We start from the raw sequence: 25,041 nt of genomic DNA on the forward strand, positions 1-25,041 counted from the left end.
ATTATTTTTTTGGAGCTTTTTCCCGCTGTACGCTGCAAACGAAGTTCACTGAACTCCAATAAAATAAAAGTATAGTGAAGTAATCTTTTGTGCCGAACACCGGCACAAAAGATTACTTCACTGCCATCGGGGCTAGGGCTCAAAGAGCCCTGTTTTGTTTTGGAGAACTGCATATTGGAACCCAATTGAAAAAAACAAATAAGGTGTTCGGCTGCAGAAGCAGAAAATCAATAAAGAACCAAAACACAGGGACCTGTCTTGCAATAAAATAGGATTAGAAAATTTGTAATTTATTTACTTAAATAAAAGGTAATAGCTGTGAATCAGTTATCTTACTTTTTCTGCGACTATTTTGACTATTGTTGAAATCAGCTGCAGTTTCGAACCTTAAGTTTACAGCTCCCATTAATGCAGTATTTTTATTTTTAAAATTCTACTGCGCCATGATTTTGCCACAAAACTTAGAATGGTGAAATATCTTTAAAAAACGCCTTAATTTTTTGTGGCAAAAAAGGTATCCATTCCATTGAAAATGCGCCACGGATGCGCCACAAAGTTTTTGGGTGTTTTTATAAATATGAAAAATGGTATAAAAGAAAAACCCTTCAAATCTTTGGATTTGGAGGGTTTACCGGCTTTTTTAACCTCTTTTGAGAAACTTTGAGATATTGTTTTTTCTTTGTTTTCGCGTCTTCGCGCAGAAACAGACTCCGATAAAATATTGATAAGATAAATAAGAGTTAAAGATCTTTAACCTATATTTATCTCGATAAATCTACCATAGTTTGAAAAAGAATATTATACATAATTCGCTGACGCAATTTTCCTGTATTGAGATATTCAGGTTGGAAGAATTACGTACTGGTGAATTCGATTATTATCAGCGGTTTGATTTTCATCTGCTGCTATGGAATACGGAAACAGATGGAAATATTACTTTTAATATTGACTTTAATGATTTTGAGACGGCTGGCTCTCAAGCAGTCGTCATTTATCCCTATCAGAATATTAAAATTGATCTTACGGATAAAAAAGGATATTTATTTTTAATCCACAATGATGTATTCTTTGGGATAAATCAGAAGATCGGCTCAGATTACCTGAATGGTTTTTTTATCAATCAGTTGGTATCACTTAGCGGTAAGAAAGCCATAACAATGAGAACCCTTGTTGATTTACTTTTAGAAGAGTATAACAGCGGCAATAGGACTTTAATGATGGAAAGCTATATGTTTTCGATCTTATTTCATGTGTCAACTCTTTTTGATGAAAGTCCAGCGATACTGGAATATTTGGACTATCCTGTTTTCGGCAAACTGATGAGTCTTATAGAAACGCATTTTATTACAGAAAAAGGAGCCGCTTTTTATGTCAAAAACTTAAATATTTCAGCTAAAAAACTCAATAAAATCTGCGAAAGTATTACTAACAAGAAGATAAAGTACCTGATTCAGGACCGTATCATTTTGGAAATCCGAAAGGAATTGTATCTCGGCAAAAAAACGGTAAAAGAAATAGCATATGATCTGGGATTTACCGAACCTTCTTATCTGACTCGTTTTACAAAAAAACATACAGGTCTAACTCCCAAAGAGTTTCCCAAGCAGTAAAGTCCTTTTTTTTAGCCGGAAAGTGTAATTCTGCCACTTCTCAATTACTCTACATTTGTACGGTAAAGTAATAGAAATGGAAACTGCATATCAATTAAAGGAATCATAGTTTCACATTTAATAATTTTTGAAAATATGAAAAAAAAATCTTTAGTTGCCTATTTAAAAGAAAAGCGTGTACTTTTTATAGTGATTGGCATTGCCCTTATTTCAGGGACAATAATTTTAGCCTTCGCTTGTACAGCAGGACTTGTTGGCGGACGCATTACCACCGAAACATTTCTACAGGACACACCCAAAACATATCCGGCCGGTTACCGTCGGGCTCACGGAAAGGGAATCTGTTTTGAAGGAACTTTCCATGCCTCTGGTAAAGCTGTTCCATATTCTGTTGCAAGGGTTTTTGCGCAACAAAACGTTCCGGTTGTAGGGCGTTTCTCATTGGGCAGCCCCGATCCTTATGCGCCTGATAATTCCACCCGAACAGTAAGTATGGCTGCGATGATGACTGCTGATGACGGAGAACAATGGCGAATGAAGCTGAATAACGAACCCTATTTTGCTACCCACACTCCGGAAGGTTTCTTAGAACAAGTAGAAGCTTACAAGCCTGTCCCGAAGACCGGTGCTCCTGATCCAGCCAAGGTAGCTCCTTTCTTAAAAAAATATCCAGAGGCTCAGAAATATGTACAGTGGGATGCAACTGCACCATGGACCCGCAGTTTCGCAGGAGCGCAATACAATGTCATCAATTCGTTCATTTTGATTGATGCCAAGGGCAGAAATCAGGCGGTACGCTGGTCTATGCGTCCACATGCACCATTCACTTCATGGAGTGTCAGTCAGCGTAAAGAGGCTAGCCACGACTTCCTGTTTGAAGATTTGAAGAAGCGTCTTGGAAAAGGGCCGCTATACTGGGATCTCGTGCTGACTTTGGCCGAACCAGGCGATCCGGTAAATGACCCTTCACAGGTTTGGCCGGAAAACCGCAAACAGATCGTGGCCGGCACCTTGGAAGTATCCCATGTTTTTGACCAGACGAAGGGTGGATGCAGGGATGTAAATTTCGATCCCACTCGTGTCCCAAAGGGAATTACGCTTTCGGATGATCCGGTTCTGGCAGCCCGGGCTGGCATTTATTCCCATTCGCACAGCGATCGGGTACGCGAGATCGGTTATGGTAAGGCTACGGATGCAGTAGGGAAACCTCAAAAAGAAACAGTACGAAATAAGTAACCATGGCTAAAAATAAAAATATACCTTCGGCTCCGCCAACTCATTTCAATGTAACTGCCCGTATATTGCACTGGCTGATGGCATCGATGATACTTACCATGATCTTCGTCGGGTTGGGAATGATGACATCTCTAACGTGGAGACCGTGGCTGCTAGACCTCCATATCCCATTAGGTACAGCTATATTGTTGCTGGTGATCATCCGTTTGATAAACAGGTTAAGCTTTTCTGTACCAAAAATGCCTGCAAGCGTGTCTGGCTTTCAGTCAAAAGCGGCGGCAGGACTCCATTGGCTCCTGTATGGTATGATGGTGGCTTTGCCACTAACAGGATGGGCACAATTGTCTGCAGGAGGGTTTTTGATAAAGATCCTTCCTGGTGTCAATCTTCCCCCAGTACTTCCGGAGAATCCATTTTTATTTGCGTTGATGCATGATGCGCACAAAGTGATGGCTTGGACATTTTTCTTGATGATCATAGGGCACCTTTCCGCAGCATTGTTACATGCCTGGGTATATCGAGACGGGCTTTTTTCGAGTATTACGTGGACAAGAAAAACAATTACTAGATATGAAAATCTCTTGCCAGATGAATATATCAATACCATTGATAATGAATGACTTATAGGTATGAAGGAAGAGAAGTTCATAGTTAGTGGAGCTAAAAATTGTTGAATGTGTGATGTATTTGTAATAGTGGCAAAATAATCCTTTCTATTTATAAATTGAGCAGGACACTTAGAAAACTTTTTTGGTAAGCTTATGAGATGAAGTGATTGATATCTATAATGTTTAAGAATCAATTCGGTGGGGAGCAGAGTAATTCCGATCCCTGCTTCTACTGAATTAATAATTCCTTCAAGGGTATCAATTTCAATATTTTTATAAGAATCGATTTTCTTAAAAGAAGATTGGTCATTTGGGCTGGGTAGAGCACAATTTTTAACAGGTGAGCTTTAAATCATTCTCTATTATATAATCGTTAAGATCTATACAAAATTCTGGATTTGAACTTCTATGTTTTATCATGAAAAATTTAAGTTATATTATTAAATTGACACATCATTTGCAATTGGAAATTCATCAGCAAAATCTTAATGTAACCATAAAAAATTTTAAGTGTACACACAATTAGAAAAATATCTTAAAACAAAGATTGAAATTGACGATAAGACACTTTCGTTTATCTGTTCATATTTCACAATTAAAAAGACCAAAAGGAACGAATTTCTGTTGAAAGAAAAGGAAATTTGCAAACATTTCTATTTTGTTAATAAAGGCTGCATACGACTTTTCAATATTAACAAGGACGGAGAAGAAGGCACGAGATATTTTCATTTTGAGGATTCTTTTGGAACCGCATTGCCAAGTCTTATCAATCAAAAACCATCCTATGAATTTATGCAGACTATTGAACCTTCGGAGTTGCTGGTCATCAACCGTGAAGATTACTTTCATTTGGTTGACACAGTTCCGCAGTTCGCTTTCATTTACAGACAAATTTTAGAATTGGCTTATCTGAAGTCACAGGAACGTATATACTGTTTTCAAAGTTTAGAAGCCATAGAAAAAGTCCGTTGGGTTATGACAAATCAATCAAGATGGTTGACAAGACTTTCAAATAAAATGGTTGCCTCTTATTTGGGCCTTACCCCTCAAACATTAAGCAGATTAAAATCAAAGCTGTGAAAATGTGAACATAGGACAATGTTTACAAAAAAAACTCCGGTCATCTTTGCGCTTTATCAAACAATAAAAAAGTTCAATATGATTTTAGTAACCACGCCGACAGGCAACACAGGCTCAATGATTCTGCGACAATTAGTAGAACAAGGGCAAAGGGTCAGAATTTTTGTCAGAAATCCCGAAAAAATATCAGCTGATATTTTAGAAAAAGTAGAAGTTGCCACGGGATCACTGCTGAATGAATCTGAATTTACAGAAGCATTAGAAGGATGCGACACGCTTTATTTTTGTGTGCCTCAGAGCAACACACAAGAAGACGTAAATGTCTATTATGAAACCTTCGCCAACGTGGCTTCAAATGCAATTAAAAATGCCGGTACACGAAGAGTTGTTTATTTGTCAAGCGGTGGGAAGGAAAGCAATTTGCAGGCAGGTCTTGTAACAGCACTCCACAAAGGTGAAGATATAATCAATCAGTCAGGTGCATCAGTCAGGGCATTGCGCTGTCCTGTATTTTACGAAAGCATTTTGTATCAAACCGCTTCATTAAAAGAAACGGGAATGTTCTTTTTGCCCATTGACGGAAATTACAAAATGGCACAAGTCGCGGTAAAAGACATTGCGACGAAAGCTGTGGAATTTCTGATTGATAAAACCTGGACAGGTGTGGAAGGATACTCGATTCAGGGTCCGGAAAATATCAGCTATAACGACATTGCAATTCAACTGAGTGAATTGACAGGCAAACCGATCCGTTTTCAGCAGGTTTCAAATGAAGACTATATTAAAACACTGTTGGGACAACACCAGACATCGGAAGCATTTGCATTCTCTTTAACTGAAATGCTGACGGCGATTGGTAATGGCCTGTATGATGCTGAGCCGAGAACAGATGATACTACGACAACAATTAAGGACTGGATGATTGAAAATGTAGTTGATAAAATAAAATAAGGCTGAACAAAGAAGAAACCTGCAAATGGCATTGTTAACTTAACTTTACATTTATCCTCTTTTGAATATTTTATTTATTTTGGTAATGTATCAGATGTGTTGGTAGTTAATTATTGCATATGACATTTACAGAAAATCAGCTATTTATATTAATATCGCTTAAAAATTAAAACAGCCTTTGGGCTGTTTTTTTATTTTATAATGCCTTAAATCGAAAAAAATGGAGTCAAACCAGACTAGGTGTTTCAGATGCGTTGGTGATATTCGAAGGTTCTGTCGCATCTGGGAAAAACTTTTATCTTTAGAATTTTAAACCGATCAAAAGATGAATACTAAAGGTCATTGTTATCCAAAATAGATAATTCTTCAGACAGTATACTTTAAGCTTAGGTTTACTGGTTTTGTCGCATCTGGTAATAACTTTTATCTTAGAATTTTAAACCGATCAAAAGATGAATACTAGTCATTGTTATCCAAAACACATAATTCTTCAGGCAGTATATTTCAAGCTAAGATTTACGATTAGTTACCGTGATGTTGAAGAACTAATGAAGATTAGAGGAGTCATTGTGGATCATGCCACGATTCAGCGTTGGGTTTATAAGTTTGCACCTTTGCTTGAGGCAGAGATGAAGAAGAGAAAGGCAGAGTGGGGGCGAGCTGCAGATTGGATGAGACCTATATCAAAGTAAAGGGTATTTGGTGTTATTTATATCGAGCGGCAGATAAATTGGCAATACAGTTGACTTTCTTTTGACCAGAAAAAGACAAAGAATGAGTGCTCAGTCATTTCTAATTAAAGCAATTGCTAATAATTACCGGCCAAGAGTAATAAACATTGATAAAAGCGGTTCTAATACCGCAGCGATCAAAGTTTATAATAAACGTTCATTCTCAAAGATTAAAATCCGGCAGTGTAAATATCGCAACAATATTGTAGAACAGGATCATCGTTTTATAAAGTGGCGTATACAAAACGGGTTAGGTTTTAAAAGTTTTGAATCGGCCATACGAACATTGAGCGGAATTGAAGTTGTGCATATGCTGAGAAAGAATCAAATGGTTAGACCAGGGATAACTATGTTTAAATCATTTTGTAAATTGGCAGTTTAGGTTTTAAATCATTTAAAAACTTATATTTTATTCTGACAGATGCGACATAACCTTTAAATATATATTACAGAGATTCGAAAACAAAATTATACTTTTGTAGCTTAAAGAACAAAAGATTTTATAACACCAGGAAATAATAAATTGAAAAAGTGTTACCATTAATAAGTTTCGAACAATAGTCAAATTTTCATGATAAAAATAAAGTACGCTCATACCAACATTATAACGAAGGATTGGAAGAAACTTGCAAAATTCTATGAAATCGTATTTAATTGCATACCAGTTCCACCTATACGAACCTATCAAGGAGAGTGGCTTGACAAAGGCACCGGTGTTGTAAATGCTCATTTACAAGGGATGCAATTACGTTTACCCGGCTATGGCGATAATGGACCAACACTCGAGATCTATCAGTATTCAAAAATGATAAATGCTGAAAGACACATAGCTAATCAAAAAGGATTTGGACATATTGCATTCCAGGTAGAGGACATTGCCGGACTTTTAGCATTAGCATTATCGAATGGAGCATCGAAGATTGGAGAGCTAAGCGAACATCATTTTGATAATATGGGTGTGTTTAAGTTTATTTATATCTCGGATCCTGACGGAAATATAGTAGAACTCCTAAACTGGAGTTGATATTGATTTAGCAAGCGTGGAGATTGACACCGAACTCTTTTTGGTTTAAATTCTTAAGTCATCATCCAATTTAAATCGGATGATTATGCGAGAGATTTCGAGCTATAATTTCAATAAAATGGTTTAAGAATAGGCATTTTATTATAAAACATTCTATGCCTGAATTCCTGAAATATCTTGTAGCCGAGACACTCAAAAAGTCAGCAGAGCTGCCTGAAAATCCTAATGGGACACTAGCAGCGGCTCCGGAAGCCATCCCTCAGGGAACCGGTCTAAAACTCTCTAAATATTTAGCAAAACAGTGGCATAATATGACCAGTTATAGCTATAACTTGATGGTGCACCGGGAGCGGTTCCAAAGTAAGCATATGACCAGCATATGTTAGTTAAGCTTGTTTTGAATGATAATTGCTTGATGAGCAAGAAAATCTCTACTACGAATGGCAAATACAGAAGCCTTTGTTTTTTTTTCAGTGAAATATTGACAGACTTCTTCGTGTGTTATCTCTATATTTGGATAAAAGTCTGAGGCTTTAAGTATAAAAATATACCCTATAAATAAAAATGAACATAAATACAATCCAACATCACAGCTATGAAAAAGGACTTCCTCAAGAAGGAAATTTTATACTTGGACAAAAACACGGAGACAATATATTTGTATATCAGGCATTCAATGATAAAATTGCGGACTATGCGATAGAAAATCAAAAATTTGGAGGACAAGAGTACAGCTTTGACAGAATGACTTGGATAAAACCAAACTTTTTGTGGATGATGTATAGGAGTGATTGGGCGAACAAAGACAGCAACCAAAGTCGAATTTTAGCTATTGAAATGACTTTTGAAGGTTTTCAAGAGCTTCTTGCCGAAGGCATTTTAACAAGCTATAATGAAGCCTACGGCGATGAATCTGCATGGAAAGAAAAACTAAATACTAGCAACGTAAGAATTCAGTGGGATCCTGACCATAATAGTAAAGGAGACAAGTTAAAACGCAGGGCTGTTCAAATAGGAATTAAAAATGAAGCTTTAAAAAAGTTTAATAGCAAATTTATAAAATCAATTCAAGACATTACTGCTTTTGTAAAAGAACAAAAAGAAAAAATTGACAGCGGAAAAGGTTGGTATTATGTGATTAACGAATCTATAATTGAAGTCAACGGTGATTTAAAAAAGAAATTTTCTATGCCTGAAGTATTTCGAACATCATTTGTTGAAGAAATAATTTTAGAATTTGAGAATACAAAAGAAATCAGTCAAACAAATTTTGAAAAGCTGCTAGTTGATAACGATCAACCAGAAAGAGATGAATTTGTTGGTTATGTAAAAAATTACATTAATGCAGAATTGTCAAGGTATCTTTTGAAAGCTGCTATTCTTTACAGAAGAGATGAGGAATTGGGTGTGTTTGACTGTATGTGCGAAGACCTTCTGATGCTTAGTTACTTTGCCAGTAAGAATAAGAATATAATTGATCTTCACTTGATTTTGGAAGCTAAATTAGTAGATTTTGACACTTGGTGCGGATTTGATGGTGAAATGATTTTTTATCCTTTGGGACATCAACAAACAAAAGAATACATCGCAAGCTATAAAGATTTTTTAGTAGAAAATATTCCAGGATTTGCCCCTCAAACGGCTGACTATTTCATTGAATCTTTTGACGAAGAATATTTGTATAAACAAATCCAGAGCAGAGCTTTTTGGTATTTTTGATCATATAATACGTAGCTTTAGGCTTATAAAAACAGGAAAGCCATGCAAAAATTACGATTTAAAAAAGAAATAAATGTATCAGCTTCAGCTCAAAAAGTAGGTGAAACGATGCTGGGCTTAAAGGATAAAGCCACTTACGAATATTAGGTTGCAACGTTTGACCCTACACCTACTTATGAAGGAAGGTGAGAAAAAGGAAGTAAAAATCCTTTTTGTTGGAACAGGTGAAAACGGTAAAAAGGCGGCATGATCTGGGAAATTACAGAACAATGAAAGAGCCCTCTAAACGTGCTTTATCTCAACACTCTTCCGCTGGCTTTTCACTTTTGGCTTCCTGCGCCATGCGTCTTACTATGACGTAAAACTCTTTTAAATGCCACCACGCTGGGCACGTCTCCAGGTCTCCTTTATAATGGTATATAGTGAGAAAACAGCTTTTAAGGAAAAGCCGGGAATCTGTGATTTTAGCCCATGGCTTTAACTCCACTTCCGCAGGCGGGGGAGTGGCTTCAAAATAGCGTTTTATTTCATCGGGGGTCATGGGGCAAAATTAGGTAAAAAGTTCAGGCCTGTCAAGGGGCGAGGGGTTTTGTTGGCTTAAAATTTAAGTTGTCTTCTCTGCTTTTGTTCCAACTATGCTGGCAGTCATTAAATTACTATGCCGAATTTATTTTTACCTTTTAGAATCAGTTTGAGCCCCCTTTAAAGGGTCATTCTCTATAAAGTACTTTTCTATGTCCTTCCCGGTTATGTCTTTGGGGTCACTGTCGGGTTCCTTTTAAGGGTCTCCGGGTCATAAGGGCTTGCTGTTTTTGGCTGCACTTTTTGGGTCTTTGATTTGGTTTTGAGAAGTATTGTGGTCCTTGTCGTAAATTTGCGGCGTATCTGAATGTGTTATTTTATTTGCTGATCACTGAGTTTTAGCTTGTTATTTTTTAGGAGCTTTTTCCTGCTATAGGTTGCAAACGAAGTTCACTGAACTCCAATAAAATAAAAGTATAGTGAAGTAATCTTTTGCGCCGAACCACTACACAAAAGGATTTCCTTTGCACACGAGCGAAGCGAACTGGCGAAGCAATCGGAGATAGGGTAGGACCATTCTAATTTTTTGCTGCAATCCAAAGTATAGAAGCCTGTCAGTTTAATTTTTAATTCATAAATTGCCAATAAGACAATAGCCCACCTCCTTTATAATAGCTGTAGGCAATATATTTAATTTTTAGCTTATATTTTTGGAGTGTAAATAAGTGCTCCTGTTTCATCAATGTAGGTGTATTTGCCATTATATTTGACGTTGGCAATTCCATCTCTGAAATCATCTGCATAATCAAATTGGGCTTTGATAGCTATTTGTCCTGTTTTGTCAAGATAACCGTATTTATCACCATTCTTAATACGTGCAAAGCCGGCACAAAAATCCCGTGCAAATTCATATTGAGGATCGACAATTATTTTTCCTGTTTTATCAATGTAGCCCTGTTTTTTATTCACTATGATTCTGGCTAGCCCGTCATTAAATGGAAATGCAGAATCAAATGTGGGGCTTATAACTATTTCGCCGGTTTTGTTGATGTAGCCAAATTTACCGTTAATACTAACAGGGGCTATTCCTTCTTTAAAGTCATGCGCAATCCCAAATTGAGCACTGATTACTAATTCTCCTGTTTTATTGATATAACCTGATTTACCGTTAAGGATCACCACGGCAAGTCCTTCACTAAACTTATCTGCATAGTCAAATTGAGCTTTGATAACTATTTGTCCTGTTTGATCAATATAGCCATATTTGTCGTCATATTTAACACATGCAAGTCCTTCCTGAAAATCATTGGCCCAAGTAAATTGTGGTTTAATGACTATTTTTCCTGCTTTGTTAACGAAGCCAAATTTTTCCTTTATACTAATTAATCCAAGTCCTTCGCTAAACTTATCTGCATAATCAAATTGAGGCATGATGGCAGTTTTTCCTGAAAGATCTATATAACCGAATTTGCCGGCGGTATTTTTAATAACTGCAAATTCTTCGTTAAAATAGGTGGCTATATAGAATTGGGGCTTTATTACAATTTTTCCTTTTTTGTCAATAAAACCGAATATACCATTAACAGTAATTGGATAATGTTCATTGTTGACTTTTTTGTTCTGTGCTGCGCTTTGTCCGTAGCTAAGTACAGTTACAATTAGTACTGAGGTTAATATTAAATTTTTCATAGTAAATTTAAGGAGTTGCTTGTAAAATTTTATTTTTAATGTATTTTATCTGGTAAGGTCTAAAGGAATTTTTATAGCTTACAACTATTTTTTAACAAATCATAAAAGTTAACATCTGTTAGCGATTATATCTAATTTTCTATTTCTTTTCTTCATCAAATCCTTCTTCCCATAATCCAAACTTCACCATGTTGCCTTGAAATTTTTCCAATTCTTTTTCCTTAACTGACCTTTCCCATTCCTCATCATTCATCGCTTTTTTATTAAATGAGGGCAGTTTTTCTGATTCAGAATATTTTTTAGTTTCAATTTTTTTATTGATTCTTACTTTTTGTTCAGAAGTTAGTTTAACGGCAATTTGTTTCCACAAATCCGATATTTGATTTTTAATAACCATCTCAGATAATAGTTCAATTTCCTGATCATTTAAGTTTCTGGGAAATTCATCTGCATTAAAGTCTTTCATAAATAATTATTGCATTTTTCAACTTTCAGTTCCAGTTATAGGATTTTTTCATGCCGTTAAATTACCGATTAGCCTAAAAGCAAAAATTGTTAGTACCAGTCCAAAAAATAATCCCATACATATTGGCAAATAAATCTGGCTGTTGATTTTATTGATCAGGCAGGATCTTTTTGGATTGTTTTTATCGTAATAGACCGTCACTTTTCTTCCTGTTTGGATTTCTTTTTCTTTTTCAGTCTCAATGAATTGATTGCTTTTTAAAAATATTTCATCGATTTTCGGAAATTGATCCAGACTTTTATATTCTTTTTCAAACAGATAATCACTGGCGTAGGTTTGATTTGATTCATATTCCACGTCGTCTACAACATAGTTATATGTCTTTTTTAACCTAAAGCGGTAATCCTCAGAAAATGACATGTATTTTATTTCAGCGTTTTTAACCTCTCCAATACAATATTTCCATCTTGTACTTTCTTCCATTCTGTGCAGCCCGATAATTCCGGAAATAAACAGCCAGTATGAATAATATAGAAATAGGGGTAATAAAACACATATAAAAACAGTTGGAATCACGCCATACTCCCAATTTTCAAAATTCATCTTTTCATTTCTTTTTCGTTATCAATATCGCCAGCCAATTTACAACAGTCTTAAAATGGCACAAGTAGGATCTTTATTTACTTTGCTTTGTGCAGTTAGCAAGTTTTTTAAGCGAATATAACAATATTCTACTAAATCTTTTAGTTGTGCGACAATAGCTGTGCATCAGTAATTTTACATGTATCAAGTCTGGTACATTAAAATTTTCGCTGGGAGGGTTTATAATTATGGAGTGCTCCGTGACCTGTCTCATCCCTTATGCTTTCATCTTCCTAAAGCTCCTCACGGCCAGGTTTACCTTTTTCTAATTCCTTCCTTACAGAATCATCCTTTTGGGGCGCTATGGTCTCAAAGGGATCATTTTCATCCTCATTGCTCTTTGGGTATCCATATCAGTTTCAAACCCCTCCCATGGGTCATTTTCTATAAGGTCCTTTTCGATGTCCTTCCCGGTTATGTCTTTGGGGTTCCTTATAATGGTTCTGCGGGTCATAGGGGCTTGCTGTTTTTGGCTGCGGTTTTTGGGTCTTTGATTTGGTTTTGAGAATTACGGTCTTCATGATCGTAATTTTGCTGTGTATAATGGTTTGCATTTATAAAATAGCGATCAGATCATCCCCAGGTACGTGCACGATTGAATACAATTTACGATGCTGATCACTGGGTTTTTAGGTTTGATATTTCCTTGGGAGCTTTTCCCCGCTATTCGTTGCAATCTTTTGTGCCGGACCCCGGCACAAAAGGATTTCTACTGCACACGAGCGAAGCGGACTGGCGAAGCAATCGGGGCTAGGATTCGGTCTGGTGAAGGAGATTGTTGTTTTATTTAAAAAATACGCTTTACTATTATACAAAACATTCTTATTGGTTATAGCCTTTTTAATGCATTTTTTGTTGTTTCATTTTATAATATGAAACCTTTTTTTTTAAAATTAAGTTGGCCCTTTTTGTAAATTTACAATTACCCTAAAAAGAAATATTTTTTCAGATACTATCCTTTACCCAGTACCCAGGCTCACATATTTCTTTTTCTAGTTTTGATATGTTTAGTTAAGAAAAGTAGTTTTAAATGTTATACTTTTAATCTAACTTTAATAATCGTAAATTATGGATCAGGATAATATATTAGATAAGTTAAAAAAAGCAAAGCAAGAACTTATTTTTAATCACGAAGAATTGGAAAGATGTACTAAGGATCTTAAAACTGCTAATGTAAATTTGAACATTGTTGAAACAGAAAAAGAGTTGAACATGGAAGAATTTAACAGTGGTTTAGAGCAGATGATGTTTGCAGTTTCTCACAAGGTTAGAAAGTCGGTTGCCAATATCCTGGGGCTTTCAAAATTGTTGTGTGAAGATGTAAATCTTGAAAATAATGAATTGAGAGAAATTTTAAGTTTGATTATTCAATCTGCTGAATCCCTGAATGCTTCGACAGAAGAATTATCGAACTTTATTTGTTTAAAGAGACGGACTGATATGTGAATGATGGCTTGCCCAACAGAGTACCCGGGTCATCAAAAAAATATATTGGAAACACTCAATTAAAACACTTTGATTAATAGTTACAGGGCTTGAATCTGCGATTTAGCGATACTATTAACTATTTTAGTATGCTAAGTTCAAGGTTTTTCTATTTAAATAATTGATGGGCATTAAATGATAAACATAGCTGTTTCTTCTATCATAATTAATTGTTTTTCAGGAGCTTTTCCCGCTATTTGCCCAACTAACGGAGGGGCCGAAGTTTTTGTTCATGCTTCAGTTCTGTCAGAAACATCGCTTAAAACGATGCAGTAAGATATGACATCTGGGAAGGCCGCAGGGTTCCAAACGCAGTAAATGCAGCTGCAGCATAATTATACTTCACAGTTAACTTATAAAGGCATCTCTAACCAGGTGCCTTTATTATTTATATTGGATATCTGGAGATTCGAACCTAAACTTCTTTGGCCTTGAATTAGCTGGTTTTTCATTCTGAAAATACTGATATGCCGCGATTCTGCCACAAAACTTAATTTAAGGTTTTACACCTAAATAAAAGTGCTATTAAGTGCGAAGGACTCGAACCAATGTTCTTCGATAATGATCTTGGAGTGCTGCTGTAAAACTTAGTTGATTGGTTGTTTTTTCTTTTCTGTTATTTCTTTTAGATTTTTTCTTTAGATTTTGGTCGATGATAGGGGTGATGGATGGAAAGCAAGAATAAAATAGTATCAAATTTTTCAATATTGTCGCTTGATTGCAGGTTTTAAGACATTTGGACAATAAACTATAAGTGTAAATAATTTATACTAAAAGTGTAATTTATTATCTTTGTAAGGATGAATAAAAATCTCTATATAATTGCAGGCTGTAATGGTGCTGGCAAGACTACTGCTTCATTTACAATACTTCCGGAAATACTAAATTGTAAGGAGTTTGTAAATGCGGACGAAATTGCTAAAGGACTTTCGCCTTTCCAGCCTGAAAAGGCTGCCTTTGAATCGGGAAGAATTATGCTCCACAGAATCAATGAATTAATGGCAAATGATGAAGTCTTCGCCTTTGAAACGACTTTGGCCACAAAAAGTTATAAAGCGAAAGTGATTTCGGCTCAGGAAAAAGGATATAAAGTGGTTCTTTTATTTTTTTGGCTCGATAGTGTTGACCTGGCAATTGAAAGGGTCAAGACCAGGGTTCAGGAAGGAGGACACAATATTGAAACCGATGTTATTAAACGCAGATATAAAAACGGAATAACTAATTTGTTTGCTATATATTTGCCTATAGTTAATGAGGCATTGATTTTTGACAATACAGCTGTAAAAGCTGAATTGATAGCACAAAAAACTTTAGGCAATGATATTGAAGTTATAAATGAAATCAAGTTCGATAAACTCACAAAGAACCAATTATGAGAGAATACAAATCAACAACGACACCAACTCAGAAGAAGATTATAGAGGCAATGGATAAAGTTTCTGAAAAATTAATTGAGTTTAAAAAGAAAAATAACAGCGATCTGGTTGTTATGCAGGATGGCAAGATTGTAAGGATAAAGGCCAGTTCTTTATAAAAAGTATAGCTCTAAGCATCGACAGCTCTCAGAAATGAGGGCTGTTTTATCTTTCTATCTTTAGTAACTTAGTGTTTTTTCTTTTTCGTATCTAAAGTTTCGAACCTAAATTCGTCAGGCTTTGATATAGCTGATTTTTCATTTTTCCAAATTCCGATGTGCCACGATTCTGCCACAAAACTTAGACGGGTGAAATATCTTTAAAAAACACCTAAACTTTTTGTGGCAAAAAAAATAGCTACTCGTGAGATAAAGAACCCAGGTTTCTCATAAAAACAGCTTTGCTGTCTTTTACTGGGAATTTTAGTAAACTCTTAAAGAGTGAAATAAATGGTTCTTCTTTAATTTCTATTTCTCTTTGGAAGATAATTGATATAACCGTATTCATTTAGGTCCCTGATACATCCATGGTAGGTAACAGGGCCGCTTATTTTAGCTTTATTCCGATTGATTCTCGCTTTTAGTTTCCTTTGTACCTCGTCTTACAATCATATAGAACTCTTTTAAATGCCACCAGGCAGGGCACATCTCAAGGTCTCCTTTATAATGGTGTATAGTAAGGAAACAGCTTTTAAGGAAAAGCCGGGAATCTGTGATTTTAGCCCATGGCTTTAACTCCACTTCCTGCGGCGGGGGAGTGGCTTCAAAATAGCGTTTTATTTCATCGGGGGTCATGGGGCAAAAATAGGTAAAAAGTTCAGGTTTGTCAAGGGGTGAGAGGGTTTTGTTGGCTTAAAAATTAAGTTGTCTTCTCTGCTTTTGTTCCAACTATACTGGCAGTCATTAAATTATCGTGCCGATTTTATTTTTAGTTTTTAGAATGAGTTTCAAACCCCTTTGAAGAGTCATTCTCTATAAAGTACTTTTCTATGTCCTTCCCGGTTATGTCTTTGGGGCCGCTTTGGGGTTCCTTATAGGGGTTTTGCGGGTCATAGGGGCTGGGTGTTTTTGGCTGCGGCTTTTGGGTCTTTGATTTGGTTTTGGGAATTACGGTCTTCATGATCGTAATTTTTGGTTGGATGGGAAGTTGTAATTTTATTTTTTGAATTAAATTACTACTGTCGATTTTTTAAAAGACTCAGTTTTTAAATTTAATATTATTTTTTAGGAGCTATTCCCGCTATACGTTTCAAACTTTTGTACCGAACCCCGGCAAAAGGATTTCCACTGCACACGAGTGAAGCGAACTGGCGAAGCAATCGGGGCTAAGAGTTGAATCCGTTTTTTATGATTTGGTTTAAGTTTTTAATAATAATTTCATAAGCCGTTGACAAAACTTTTATCTTTAATCCTTTCCTTTTTTATAATTTCCTGAACGAAATTATTTTGACCAGCCTTTGGCAAATGTTATCGATGCTTTTTTAAATATGTTAAAATAAATTTTACTGCTACAAATACAGAATTTCTTCAGATTTCATGTTGAACTTTGCCTTATAATTAATCTTTAAGATAAAAACCTATCACCTTAATTTAATCTGTTTCTATGAGGAAAAACTACGTTTATTTTTTATTCATAAAGCGTAATTAGTAATATCTAATCTTTTCTAACATGTTAAAAACCTTCCTCTTATTCCTTATTGGTATGACTTCGATTTGTGCACAAAACACAATAAGTGATACAATTACGGTACAAGATACTGTAACCAATTTAAAATTCAATTACAAACAATTAATCATTCCCGGGGTTCTTTTGGGATATGGATTTATTGGTCTTGAAAGTGATCAGCTTAAGAGCTACAATGCCGAAATTAAGAAAGAAGTAAATGAGGATATAGATCATAAAGTCTCTATTGATGATTTTTCCCAGTGGGCGCCTGCAGCTTCTGTTTACGCGCTTAATGCTTTTGGCGTAAAAGGGAAAAATAACCTAAAAGACCGCTCTATTATTTTGGCCAGTTCTTATTTGATGATGAGCGCTTCGGTATTTGCCCTTAAGAATATCACAAAAGTGGAAAGACCCGACGGATCCTCCAATAACTCCTTTCCTTCAGGGCACACGGCTACTGCTTTTGCGGGAGCCGAATTTATGTATCAGGAATACAAGGACCAATCCATTTGGTACGGAATTGCAGCATATGCAGTAGCAACAGGAACGGGACTTTTTAGAATGTATAATGACAGGCACTGGCTTACAGATGTTGTTGCGGGAGCAGGTATAGGAATATTAAGTACAAAAGCGGCGTATTGGATATATCCTTATCTGCAGCATAAGGTCTTTAAATCCTCAAAAGAAAATAAAACCACATCGATGCTTATGCCTTTTTATAACGGAAAAGAACTGGGATGCAGTTTTGTAAGGCAATTTTAAAGCAGTATATAATGTAGGGATCATAAAATTAATTCCATATAGATAGACAGATTAAAGTAAGTCTCTCTATGGAATTTATGTTTTTATAAATGAACAAGAACCTGCAAAGCGCCCGGAAGTATGCTTACTTTTATTTCATTTGTTTTTAAATTATACTGTTCTCCGTCAATTTGGGCATCAATGAAGATTTTGGAAGGCATTTCGATTTGAATATCTTTTACTAAACAGTGTTTTGCCTTTTCAAATTTTTCGATCGTGTTTCGAAGCACATGATAACCCAGCATAATTTTTTCAAAAAAGGACAATTTTGTAATAATAACCATATCGAGTAAGCCGTCATGAAGACTTGCTTTAGGGGTCAGGCTCATGTTATAACCCATTTCGTTTGAGTTGGATATGAATAACATCAAAGGATCTGTTTCCAGAATCTGATCGTTAAAACGTACAATGGTTTTTTGCGGTTTAAATTCTAAGCTGGAAGACAATGCAGCCTTGATATAAGCGGGAAGTGTTCTTTTTCCTGCTCTTTCATATTTCTTGATAATCATGGCATCAATACCGATACCCATATTGCTGAAAAAGTATTTGTGATTCAGCTGTCCCACATCCATCGCTGCTGCATTTCCTTTTTTTATAATAGCAATTGCCCTGTCAAAATTTCTGGGAATGTTTAGGTTAGAGGCGAGTCCGTTACCTGAACCTACAGGAACAATTCCTAACTTAATTGAAGTTCCCACAAGGCAGGAAGCTACTTCGTTGATGGTTCCGTCTCCGCCGCAAGCAATGATATAATCGGGATTTCGAGTAATAGCCGCTTTTGTGAGTGCTATGGCATGCTTTTTTTGGTTGGTATAATCAACTTGAATTTTATATTCCTCTTTAGAAAATTGATTCAAAAGATAGGAAGCAGACAAATTATGTTTTCCACTTCCCGATATAGGATTGATTATAAAATGAATGTAAATCATTATTTTAAAAGTTTATTGGTAAAAAGAAAATCGGCAGTCTGGTACCACGAAATTGTTTCTTCTAAAAAAGACTCGTCGATAGTAAGAGCTTTAAGATTATTGTCTTTTTTGTTCCATGAGTAAAAGGCCTGCTTTTTCTGGTCTGATAAAATCATTACTTTTTCCTTTTTCATCAAAACCAGTTTGCGATAAGTTCCCATAAGAGCACGTTGTTCAAAACGGTTATCCAAAACATTTTTTCCAAAAAAATCAGATTCATAATTCCAGTGAAACAAAGAAAAAAGGGTAGGCCAAAGGTCAATTTGCGAACACTGTTTGGCTATTTTTTGATTCTGATTTTCAGGGAAATTCACAATGAAGGCCGGAATATGGTAATTGGCAACATCTATTTCATCCTTTCCGGCGCTGCTGGCGCAATGGTCAGCAATGATTACAAAAACAGTATTCTTGAACCAGGATTTTGTTTTGGCTTTTTTGAATAATTCTTTCAAGGCAAAATCGGTGTATTTTACAGCTCCCTCGCGGCTTGTTCCCGATGGAATATCAATTTTTCCCGAGGGATAAGTAAAAGGCCTGTGATTGGATGTTGTCATTACAAAATTGAAAAATGGCTTTCCGGCTTTATATTGTAAATCTGCCACTTTTAGCATTTTATTGAAAATGTCCTCGTCACAAATTCCCCATGCATTTTCAAACGTTACTTCGCTATCATTGATATTATTTCGGATCGTTTTAATTTCATCGCTTAAAACACTTCCACGCCCACGATCATATATTGTAAAACCGTTTCCGCCAAAATAGGCATTCATATTATCAAAGTAGCCGTCTCCTCCATAGAAAAAATTACAATCGTATTCTCGGGTTTTAAACACATTAGAAACCGTATAAAGATTTTGATTATTAGGTCTTTTAACGATGCTCTGGCCCGGAGTGGGAGGAATGCACAAAGTAACAGCTTCCATGCCTCTGACCGTTCTTGTTCCAGTGGCATATAAATCCTCAAAGAAGATACTTTTTTGGGCAAGGCTGTCCAGAAACGGAGTTATGTTTTCTTTGTTTCCGAACTCCATAAGAAAACTTCCGCTAAGGCTTTCGACCAAAATAAAAATAACATTTTTGTTTTTAAGGGAAGCGGCACTGTCTGTTATTTTTCTGTGAATGGAAGAACCACTTTTAAAATAAACAGCATTATCAGCTGCCAGTTTTTTTCTTATAACACCAAAAGCTTTGTCGTTATCAATTGAAGTATAGAAGTCCACATATTTCATCTGGTTATTCCTAAAAGCAGCAAAAAAGGAATAAATTCCTGATTTTGAAATTTCAGAATTATAGCGGTTGGAAGACCATTCCGCCTGATTATTGGTAATAAAGAAGCTAAAAAACAGAGCGACAATTATGGCTGAAGACAAAACCGAAAGTCTGGTTTTTAAAGTTGCTTTTGAAGTAAAAGTCGTTGTAAAGGCTCCTCTTTGATAAAAAAGAAACAGAAATGCTGCACTTAACAATAAAACGCCGCCAATTAGCAAAGGAAGCGGATACGACTGTTTGATATTGGCTACAACTTCATGTGTATAGATAAGATAATCAACGGCTATAAAATTAAATCGGGTTTTAAATTCATCCCAAAATGTCAATTCGGCAAAAAAAGTAAAGACAAGAACAAACACCGTGAGTGATGTGAAAAAATAAACAAGGACTTTATCTAAAATAGAGCCAATCCATTTATTGGGCATTAGGCTATAATAAAATATGCTGCAGAGTGAAATGAAAACAACAGTGCCAAAATCAAAAAACAAACCTGTAAAGAATGTTCTTAAAAGAGTAATTAAATCCCACGAAACTTCATCATATTGCCATATGAAAAAGGAAATTCTCAGCAACTGTGAAAGCATTAAAAACCAGATAATGAAATGAAACAGCAGTGAATACCTGCCGTATTTTGGGGATAATTTATTCATGTTTTTATACTATTAAAAGGCAAATTTTATAACCCAATTCTGAATTTATTTTGAATTTTGGTTTTTATTGGGAAATCAGAATTTATAACTGTAGCCAAAGCGAACTACCTGTGTCTCATAATAATCCCTGCTGGTGTAGCGGAAACCCTCACCCTGAATTTCTTTTTTGATGACCAGCGTATTGAAGATGTCGGTGGCATTTAAAAATACTTCGCCTTTTCCTTTCTGCACCATCTTTTTTACACCGAGATCTGTAGAAAAGCGGGAGCCGATTTTCCCTTGTGGAATAATATCGGGTGCCAGGTAAACCATTGAAACCTGTCCGGTAAGAGTTTTGCTCAAATGAAAAGTATTGTTCCATTTTACATTTCCCGAAGTTGCTTCCCGCAGACTTGCGCTGTAAGTTGACGCAACGGGATATAAATTGGTTACCGTAAAAGCGTCAATGGTATTTTTATATAAATTACCATTCAGATTAAAAGAATACCAGGAATTGACTTCTTTGGCAAAGACAAGCTCAATGCCAAAAGAAGAACTTTCCATAGCATTTTGGAACACATTATAAATGATTGGGCTGCCGGGAACCGTTGTTGCAATTCGGGTAATGGTACCGTTTACCACCCTGTAATAAAGTGAACCTAAAAAATAGCCCTTCTTAAAATCGGTTTTATACCCCACTTCAAAGGCAGTTGTGTACTGGGGACGAAGGGCAGGATTTCCTACTTTAATAATTTCAGCATCATCGTATTTTGGAAAAATACGAATATCGACTTCGTTGGGCCTGTCAACGCGGCGGTTGTAAAAAGCGGTAAATTTATTTTGATCATCTATTTTGTAGGCAAGCTTAACACTCGGAAAAGGTTCTGTATAATTGTAACCGTCACTTTTATAAGTAGGATGGTTGGGATTGACCTCATACTTTAGCTGTACATATTCATAACGCAGTCCCAGCTCCGCTTCAATTTTTTCTGTTTCATAAATATAGTTTCCATAAACAGCAGGTATGATTTCTTTATAAGTGGCCCAACCACCTGCATTGGCATCGATAGGGGAGTTTTCGCCAGGGAAAAACTGCATATTGGTTGGGATTTCCCGATTTCTAAATTTAATTCCCGTTTCAAAACGACCGTATTTTAAAGGCTGGACATAATCCAAATTCAGATCGATTACCTTTTCATCTGACAATAACTTAAAAGCATCTTTTCCCGCAGAGGCCGGCAGAATATTATCAAAGAAATATTTTTCATCTTCCTGATGGTACGTGTAATTAATTCCCGCATTTAATTTTCGTCCAGCTTGTCTAAATTTATGCTGGTAAGAAGCGCTCGCCATCACAGTTGTCTTAAGCTCATCTTCGAGAAATTGCCACAAACGTAAACGCTGAGAATAATCGGAATTAAAAAAAGGCTCGTCTCCGTGATCGATAATTTTTTCGCTTCCAAATAATCCGGAAAATGAAAAAGTATTCTGGTCGTTATAATTCCAGTCGATTCCGGTTTTAATAGTGGTAAAATGCGTGTCGCGATTTCGCTTGGTTTGCTGGTTGATTATCGTTCCGTCATCATAGGTTCTGGTTACAAACTCATTTTTGTTCAGGGTTTCGGTATACAGATAATCAGCTTGTAAATAAGTGTTTACTTTATTTTTTCTGTAATTTAAAGACAGGCTCGGATTGATTTTAGGGGTCATGTGATATTGATCCCTGATAGTGGGAAGATTTGCCTTGCGCTGCCATAATGCGCCATAACCCGAACTGATTGCTATTTTACCATTCAGGCCATCCTGCTTATTTTTTTTATAAATGATATTGATGATTCCGGCATTTCCGTTTGCGTCATATTTAGAAGAGGGATTATTGATGATTTCAATTTTCTCGATGGCTGAAGCTGGAATATTATCCAGTCCCGACTGGTTTCCAAATCCTGTGAGCGCGGTTTGTTTGCCGTCAATTAAAATGGTTACTTTATCATTTCCCCTTAACTGCACTTTTCCATTCTGAACCGTAACCCCCGGGAGGCTCTGCATGGACTGCAGAACTGAGCCTCCGCTTTGGGCAATATTATCAGCGACTGCAAACACTTTTTTATCCATTGTTACAGGATTTTTTTGCGTGTCTGAACTCACAATGACCTCAGATAAAGTGTTGATGTCTTCTTCCATTTCTGTAGCTCCAAGATCCAGATAATCAGAAAGGCTTCCAACAAATACAGGTTGAGATTTTGTTTTAAAACCAATTGAAGTTAACTCCAGCGTATAATTTCCTGAATTGACTCCTGTTATAGTAAAGCGCCCGTCTTCGGTGCTAACAGTCCCGAAGAAAATTTTAGGATCTTTTGAAGATTTTAAAATAACGTTGGCGTAAGGTATCGCAACTTTGGATTTACTATCGGTAATAATTCCCGAAAGAATTACAGTTTTTTTCTGGGCAGATAATTGCATTACGGCTATCAGCAGAAAAGAGAAGAGCAGTAGTGTTTTTGATTTCATTTGTACTATTTAAAAAAAGAATAGTACAAAGCTCATAGGTGATTCTGTAGGAAGTTTGAATTTTCTAAAAAATCACCTCAAAAGTATGCAGATTTTCAGTAAAAGAATAACGGATTTCCCACCGGTTAATTTCGCAGATTTTTTTGATAATAGCCAGTCCCAGCCCATTTCCCTGAGACGACGGATTTACTTTTGAAAAACGGTTAAAGATGCTCTGCGCTCCCAAAGGTGTTTCCTGACCGGTATTGACAAATTTGAGGGAATTGTTTTCTATGATAATATCAATTACGCCATTTTTTATATTGTGGCGAATGGCATTTAGAAATAAATTATTCAGCAGCACTTCTGTCAGTGCCGTATTTCCTTTTGTTCTTAGAATATTTTTAAAATGCGTATTGATTTTTACATTTTTGGCTTGTGCCTGTTCAATAAAGAAATCAAGATTTTTATCAATATATTCATTTAAAATAATGGCTTCCTGTTCCAGATAAATTTCATTATCAATTTTAGAGAGTAACAGCAGGTTTTTATTGAGTCTGCTGAGTCTAGAGACATCTTTGTTCAAAGATCCCACTAATTCGGATTGTTCGCGGGTTAAGTCCAATTGCTGGAGCGTGTCAATTTTAGTCTGAAATAAAGCTAAAGGTGTTTGAAGTTCATGAGCTGCATTTTCTACAAATTCTCTCTGGCTTTTATAAATAACAGTGTTTTTTTCTATTAAGCGCTCCAGGCTTTTATTAAGCCTGTCAAATTCATCAATATCTGTTGCAATAAATTCAGGCGAATTGTTTTTATCAATTTCAAACTCCTCAATCTGGCCCAGTGTATTGTAAAAAGGCTTCCAGATTTGTGCAGCCGATTTTTTGGATATCCAGATAATCCCTGTCAGCAGGATAATGATGATAAAAAGAAACATGAAAGCAACGCTGATCACCATTCCTTCCATTTCTACCAGATTGCGCTTTTCGATATAAGTATACTTTTTTCCGTTTATTTCTACCGGGGCATAAAGTATGCGAAAAGGCTCTTTTTCATTGGCCATGGCCTCAAAAATCATCTCACCGACGATGGAATCTTTTCTCACGCCCATATCGGGCACAATAGTAACATTATGATTGTATTTGTTCCATGCCGCAATATCAGCAGCTTTATAATTGCTATGGCTTTCCTTTACAAAAGCCCCTTTATGAAAAAGCAGTACTTCATCTGTTTCATAAATATAGAGCCATTGGCAGGTATAATAAAATACCGGTGCCGCTATTAAAAGTATAACAACAGCATAAATAAGAAAACTGTTGGTGGTTTTAAGAAGTAGTTTTTTATTGCTCATTTTCCCATTTGTATCCCAGCCCGTACACCGTTTTTATATAATCGCCGCTGCCGGCGTGCGTTAGTTTCTTTTTAAGATTTTTAATATGGGCATATATAAAATCGTGATTATCGAGCATATCGGCCATATCACCGGATAAATGCTCTGCAATTGCCGATTTTGATAATACTTTATTCTCGTTGCCAATTAAAAACAAAAGTAAATCTAATTCTTTTTTGGTAAGATCCAGTTTTATATCATTTACAGCTACTGTTTTGGAGAAAATATCGACCGCAATTTCATTAAAAATAACACTATTGCTTCCCTTAAAATTTTTACGGCGAATGAGCGCCTGCATGCGGACTAAAAGTTCAGCGAGATGAAAAGGCTTGGTCAGGTAATCATCGGCACCAAGATTAAATCCCTCCAGACGCGTTTCCAGGTTTTCTTTGGCTGAGATAATAATTACCCCTTCGGTTTTATTTTTGGCTTTTAGCTCTTTTAAGATATCAAAACCGTCACCATCAGGCAGCATAAGATCCAATAAGATACAATCATAATCATAACTGTCTATTTTGGTGAGTGCCAAATTATAGTTTTCGGCAGTTTCGCATTGAATGCCGTTTGTTTTAAAGTAGTCTTTGATGCTTTGCGCAATTTCGCGCTCATCTTCAATAATCAAAATTTTCATGCTGCAATTTACAAATGAATTCT

Annotated in this window: 22 protein-coding genes and 1 pseudogene; 12 read left to right on the forward strand and 11 right to left on the reverse strand. The window is 36.0% G+C overall.

Annotated features, from left to right (window positions below; translation table 11 throughout):
• Window positions 1-785 precede the first annotated feature (785 nt).
• The 8 genes and pseudogenes from FLP_RS00775 to FLP_RS00820 all read left to right on the forward strand — a co-directional run bounded on the left by FLP_RS00775 (window position 786) and on the right by FLP_RS00820 (window position 8,959).
• Window positions 786-1,610: a helix-turn-helix domain-containing protein gene (locus FLP_RS00775; protein ID WP_123921630.1), complete on the forward strand. Its 825-nt coding sequence runs from the start codon at window positions 786-788 to the stop codon at window positions 1,608-1,610.
• A gap of 135 nt (window positions 1,611-1,745) precedes the next feature.
• Complete coding sequence (locus tag FLP_RS00780) at window positions 1,746-2,846, forward strand: catalase family peroxidase (RefSeq protein WP_065447594.1); 1,101 nt, start codon at window positions 1,746-1,748, stop codon at window positions 2,844-2,846.
• A gap of 2 nt (window positions 2,847-2,848) precedes the next feature.
• The gene (locus FLP_RS00785) at window positions 2,849-3,466 is read left to right on the forward strand and encodes a cytochrome b (RefSeq protein WP_065447595.1); all 618 of its coding nucleotides are present in this window, start codon (window positions 2,849-2,851) and stop codon (window positions 3,464-3,466) included.
• Window positions 3,467-3,964: 498 nt separating this feature from the next.
• Window positions 3,965-4,534, forward strand: a complete 570-nt coding sequence (locus FLP_RS00790) for a Crp/Fnr family transcriptional regulator (RefSeq protein ID WP_065447596.1) — start codon at window positions 3,965-3,967, stop codon at window positions 4,532-4,534.
• Window positions 4,535-4,612: 78 nt separating this feature from the next.
• Complete coding sequence (locus FLP_RS00795; RefSeq protein ID WP_065447597.1) at window positions 4,613-5,485, forward strand: NmrA family NAD(P)-binding protein; 873 nt, start codon at window positions 4,613-4,615, stop codon at window positions 5,483-5,485.
• Between the two features lie 452 nt (window positions 5,486-5,937).
• Window positions 5,938-6,598, forward strand: a pseudogene (locus FLP_RS00800) (IS6 family transposase).
• Between the two features lie 189 nt (window positions 6,599-6,787).
• Window positions 6,788-7,240, forward strand: a complete 453-nt coding sequence (locus FLP_RS00805; protein ID WP_207797830.1) for a VOC family protein — start codon at window positions 6,788-6,790, stop codon at window positions 7,238-7,240.
• A 564-nt stretch (window positions 7,241-7,804) separates the two neighbouring features.
• Window positions 7,805-8,959 carry a DUF4291 domain-containing protein gene (locus tag FLP_RS00820; RefSeq protein WP_065447600.1) on the forward strand — a complete coding sequence of 385 codons (1,155 nt, stop codon included), beginning with the start codon at window positions 7,805-7,807 and terminating at the stop codon, window positions 8,957-8,959.
• A gap of 298 nt (window positions 8,960-9,257) precedes the next feature.
• Here the strand turns inward: FLP_RS00820 and FLP_RS25890 are convergent, their stop codons facing one another.
• The 4 genes from FLP_RS25890 to FLP_RS00840 all read right to left on the reverse strand — a co-directional run bounded on the left by FLP_RS25890 (window position 9,258) and on the right by FLP_RS00840 (window position 12,239).
• The gene (locus FLP_RS25890) at window positions 9,258-9,500 is read right to left on the reverse strand and encodes a DUF6965 family protein (protein WP_065447601.1); all 243 of its coding nucleotides are present in this window, start codon (window positions 9,498-9,500) and stop codon (window positions 9,258-9,260) included.
• 683 nt (window positions 9,501-10,183) lie between these two features.
• Entirely contained in the window at window positions 10,184-11,170 is a 987-nt protein-coding gene (locus FLP_RS00830; RefSeq protein WP_065447602.1) for a WG repeat-containing protein, read from the reverse strand.
• A 139-nt stretch (window positions 11,171-11,309) separates the two neighbouring features.
• Window positions 11,310-11,636: a hypothetical protein gene (locus FLP_RS00835; protein WP_065447603.1), complete on the reverse strand. Its 327-nt coding sequence runs from the start codon at window positions 11,634-11,636 to the stop codon at window positions 11,310-11,312.
• 48 nt (window positions 11,637-11,684) lie between these two features.
• Entirely contained in the window at window positions 11,685-12,239 is a 555-nt protein-coding gene (locus FLP_RS00840) for a DUF3592 domain-containing protein (protein ID WP_083195763.1), read from the reverse strand.
• A 1,107-nt stretch (window positions 12,240-13,346) separates the two neighbouring features.
• Here FLP_RS00840 and FLP_RS00850 point away from each other — a divergent pair.
• The 3 genes from FLP_RS00850 to FLP_RS25390 all read left to right on the forward strand — a co-directional run bounded on the left by FLP_RS00850 (window position 13,347) and on the right by FLP_RS25390 (window position 15,297).
• Window positions 13,347-13,724 carry a histidine kinase gene (locus tag FLP_RS00850; RefSeq protein ID WP_065447606.1) on the forward strand — a complete coding sequence of 126 codons (378 nt, stop codon included), beginning with the start codon at window positions 13,347-13,349 and terminating at the stop codon, window positions 13,722-13,724.
• Between the two features lie 839 nt (window positions 13,725-14,563).
• A complete protein-coding gene (locus FLP_RS00855) occupies window positions 14,564-15,139 on the forward strand; it encodes an ATPase (RefSeq protein ID WP_065447607.1) in 576 nt (191 codons plus the stop codon).
• A complete protein-coding gene (locus FLP_RS25390) occupies window positions 15,136-15,297 on the forward strand; it encodes a hypothetical protein (RefSeq protein ID WP_165571362.1) in 162 nt (53 codons plus the stop codon). Before FLP_RS00855 ends, FLP_RS25390 begins: the two co-directional genes overlap by 4 nt.
• Before the next feature lie 438 nt (window positions 15,298-15,735).
• Here FLP_RS25390 and FLP_RS25895 read toward each other — a convergent pair whose 3' ends face one another.
• Window positions 15,736-15,972, reverse strand: a complete 237-nt coding sequence (locus tag FLP_RS25895) for a DUF6965 family protein (RefSeq protein WP_065447608.1) — start codon at window positions 15,970-15,972, stop codon at window positions 15,736-15,738.
• Between the two features lie 133 nt (window positions 15,973-16,105).
• On the reverse strand, window positions 16,106-16,297 hold the full coding sequence (locus FLP_RS25220; RefSeq protein ID WP_123921631.1) for a hypothetical protein: 192 nt from the start codon (window positions 16,295-16,297) through the stop codon (window positions 16,106-16,108).
• Window positions 16,298-16,846: 549 nt separating this feature from the next.
• On the opposite strand from FLP_RS25220, the gene FLP_RS00865 reads away from it, so the two are divergent.
• On the forward strand, window positions 16,847-17,605 hold the full coding sequence (locus tag FLP_RS00865; RefSeq protein WP_065447609.1) for a phosphatase PAP2 family protein: 759 nt from the start codon (window positions 16,847-16,849) through the stop codon (window positions 17,603-17,605).
• Window positions 17,606-17,688: 83 nt separating this feature from the next.
• Here the strand turns inward: FLP_RS00865 and FLP_RS00870 are convergent, their stop codons facing one another.
• The 5 genes from FLP_RS00870 to FLP_RS00890 all read right to left on the reverse strand — a co-directional run bounded on the left by FLP_RS00870 (window position 17,689) and on the right by FLP_RS00890 (window position 25,018).
• Complete coding sequence (locus FLP_RS00870; RefSeq protein WP_065447610.1) at window positions 17,689-18,573, reverse strand: diacylglycerol/lipid kinase family protein; 885 nt, start codon at window positions 18,571-18,573, stop codon at window positions 17,689-17,691.
• Complete coding sequence (locus tag FLP_RS00875; protein ID WP_065447611.1) at window positions 18,573-20,531, reverse strand: LTA synthase family protein; 1,959 nt, start codon at window positions 20,529-20,531, stop codon at window positions 18,573-18,575. Before FLP_RS00875 ends, FLP_RS00870 begins: the two co-directional genes overlap by 1 nt.
• A gap of 75 nt (window positions 20,532-20,606) precedes the next feature.
• Window positions 20,607-23,018, reverse strand: a complete 2,412-nt coding sequence (locus FLP_RS00880) for a TonB-dependent receptor (protein ID WP_065447612.1) — start codon at window positions 23,016-23,018, stop codon at window positions 20,607-20,609.
• A gap of 64 nt (window positions 23,019-23,082) precedes the next feature.
• A complete protein-coding gene (locus tag FLP_RS00885) occupies window positions 23,083-24,348 on the reverse strand; it encodes a sensor histidine kinase (RefSeq protein WP_065447613.1) in 1,266 nt (421 codons plus the stop codon).
• Entirely contained in the window at window positions 24,338-25,018 is a 681-nt protein-coding gene (locus tag FLP_RS00890) for a response regulator transcription factor (protein WP_065447614.1), read from the reverse strand. Before FLP_RS00890 ends, FLP_RS00885 begins: the two co-directional genes overlap by 11 nt.
• Window positions 25,019-25,041 lie beyond the last annotated feature (23 nt).

It is taken from the genome of Flavobacterium piscis, from assembly GCF_001686925.1.
GTDB classification, from domain to species: domain Bacteria; phylum Bacteroidota; class Bacteroidia; order Flavobacteriales; family Flavobacteriaceae; genus Flavobacterium; species Flavobacterium piscis.

What these genes read in the sequence shown, in the direction of transcription:
- FLP_RS00880 (WP_065447612.1), bottom strand. Translation starts at nt 23,018, where the DNA reads ATGAAATCAAAAACACTACTGCTCTTCTCTTTTCTGCTGATAGCCGTA.
- FLP_RS25890 (WP_065447601.1), bottom strand. Translation starts at nt 9,500, where the DNA reads ATGACCCCCGATGAAATAAAACGCTATTTTGAAGCCACTCCCCCGCCT.
- FLP_RS00795 (WP_065447597.1), top strand. Translation starts at nt 4,613, where the DNA reads ATGATTTTAGTAACCACGCCGACAGGCAACACAGGCTCAATGATTCTG.
- FLP_RS00830 (WP_065447602.1), bottom strand. Translation starts at nt 11,170, where the DNA reads ATGAAAAATTTAATATTAACCTCAGTACTAATTGTAACTGTACTTAGC.
- FLP_RS00885 (WP_065447613.1), bottom strand. Translation starts at nt 24,348, where the DNA reads ATGAGCAATAAAAAACTACTTCTTAAAACCACCAACAGTTTTCTTATT.
- FLP_RS00785 (WP_065447595.1), top strand. Translation starts at nt 2,849, where the DNA reads ATGGCTAAAAATAAAAATATACCTTCGGCTCCGCCAACTCATTTCAAT.
- FLP_RS25220 (WP_123921631.1), bottom strand. Translation starts at nt 16,297, where the DNA reads ATGAAGACCGTAATTCCCAAAACCAAATCAAAGACCCAAAAGCCGCAG.
- FLP_RS00820 (WP_065447600.1), top strand. Translation starts at nt 7,805, where the DNA reads ATGAACATAAATACAATCCAACATCACAGCTATGAAAAAGGACTTCCT.
- FLP_RS00850 (WP_065447606.1), top strand. Translation starts at nt 13,347, where the DNA reads ATGGATCAGGATAATATATTAGATAAGTTAAAAAAAGCAAAGCAAGAA.
- FLP_RS00855 (WP_065447607.1), top strand. Translation starts at nt 14,564, where the DNA reads ATGAATAAAAATCTCTATATAATTGCAGGCTGTAATGGTGCTGGCAAG.
- FLP_RS00870 (WP_065447610.1), bottom strand. Translation starts at nt 18,573, where the DNA reads ATGATTTACATTCATTTTATAATCAATCCTATATCGGGAAGTGGAAAA.
- FLP_RS00805 (WP_207797830.1), top strand. Translation starts at nt 6,788, where the DNA reads ATGATAAAAATAAAGTACGCTCATACCAACATTATAACGAAGGATTGG.
- FLP_RS00890 (WP_065447614.1), bottom strand. Translation starts at nt 25,018, where the DNA reads ATGAAAATTTTGATTATTGAAGATGAGCGCGAAATTGCGCAAAGCATC.
- FLP_RS00780 (WP_065447594.1), top strand. Translation starts at nt 1,746, where the DNA reads ATGAAAAAAAAATCTTTAGTTGCCTATTTAAAAGAAAAGCGTGTACTT.
- FLP_RS25895 (WP_065447608.1), bottom strand. Translation starts at nt 15,972, where the DNA reads ATGACCCCCGATGAAATAAAACGCTATTTTGAAGCCACTCCCCCGCCG.
- FLP_RS25390 (WP_165571362.1), top strand. Translation starts at nt 15,136, where the DNA reads ATGAGAGAATACAAATCAACAACGACACCAACTCAGAAGAAGATTATA.
- FLP_RS00840 (WP_083195763.1), bottom strand. Translation starts at nt 12,239, where the DNA reads ATGAATTTTGAAAATTGGGAGTATGGCGTGATTCCAACTGTTTTTATA.
- FLP_RS00865 (WP_065447609.1), top strand. Translation starts at nt 16,847, where the DNA reads ATGTTAAAAACCTTCCTCTTATTCCTTATTGGTATGACTTCGATTTGT.
- FLP_RS00875 (WP_065447611.1), bottom strand. Translation starts at nt 20,531, where the DNA reads ATGAATAAATTATCCCCAAAATACGGCAGGTATTCACTGCTGTTTCAT.
- FLP_RS00835 (WP_065447603.1), bottom strand. Translation starts at nt 11,636, where the DNA reads ATGAAAGACTTTAATGCAGATGAATTTCCCAGAAACTTAAATGATCAG.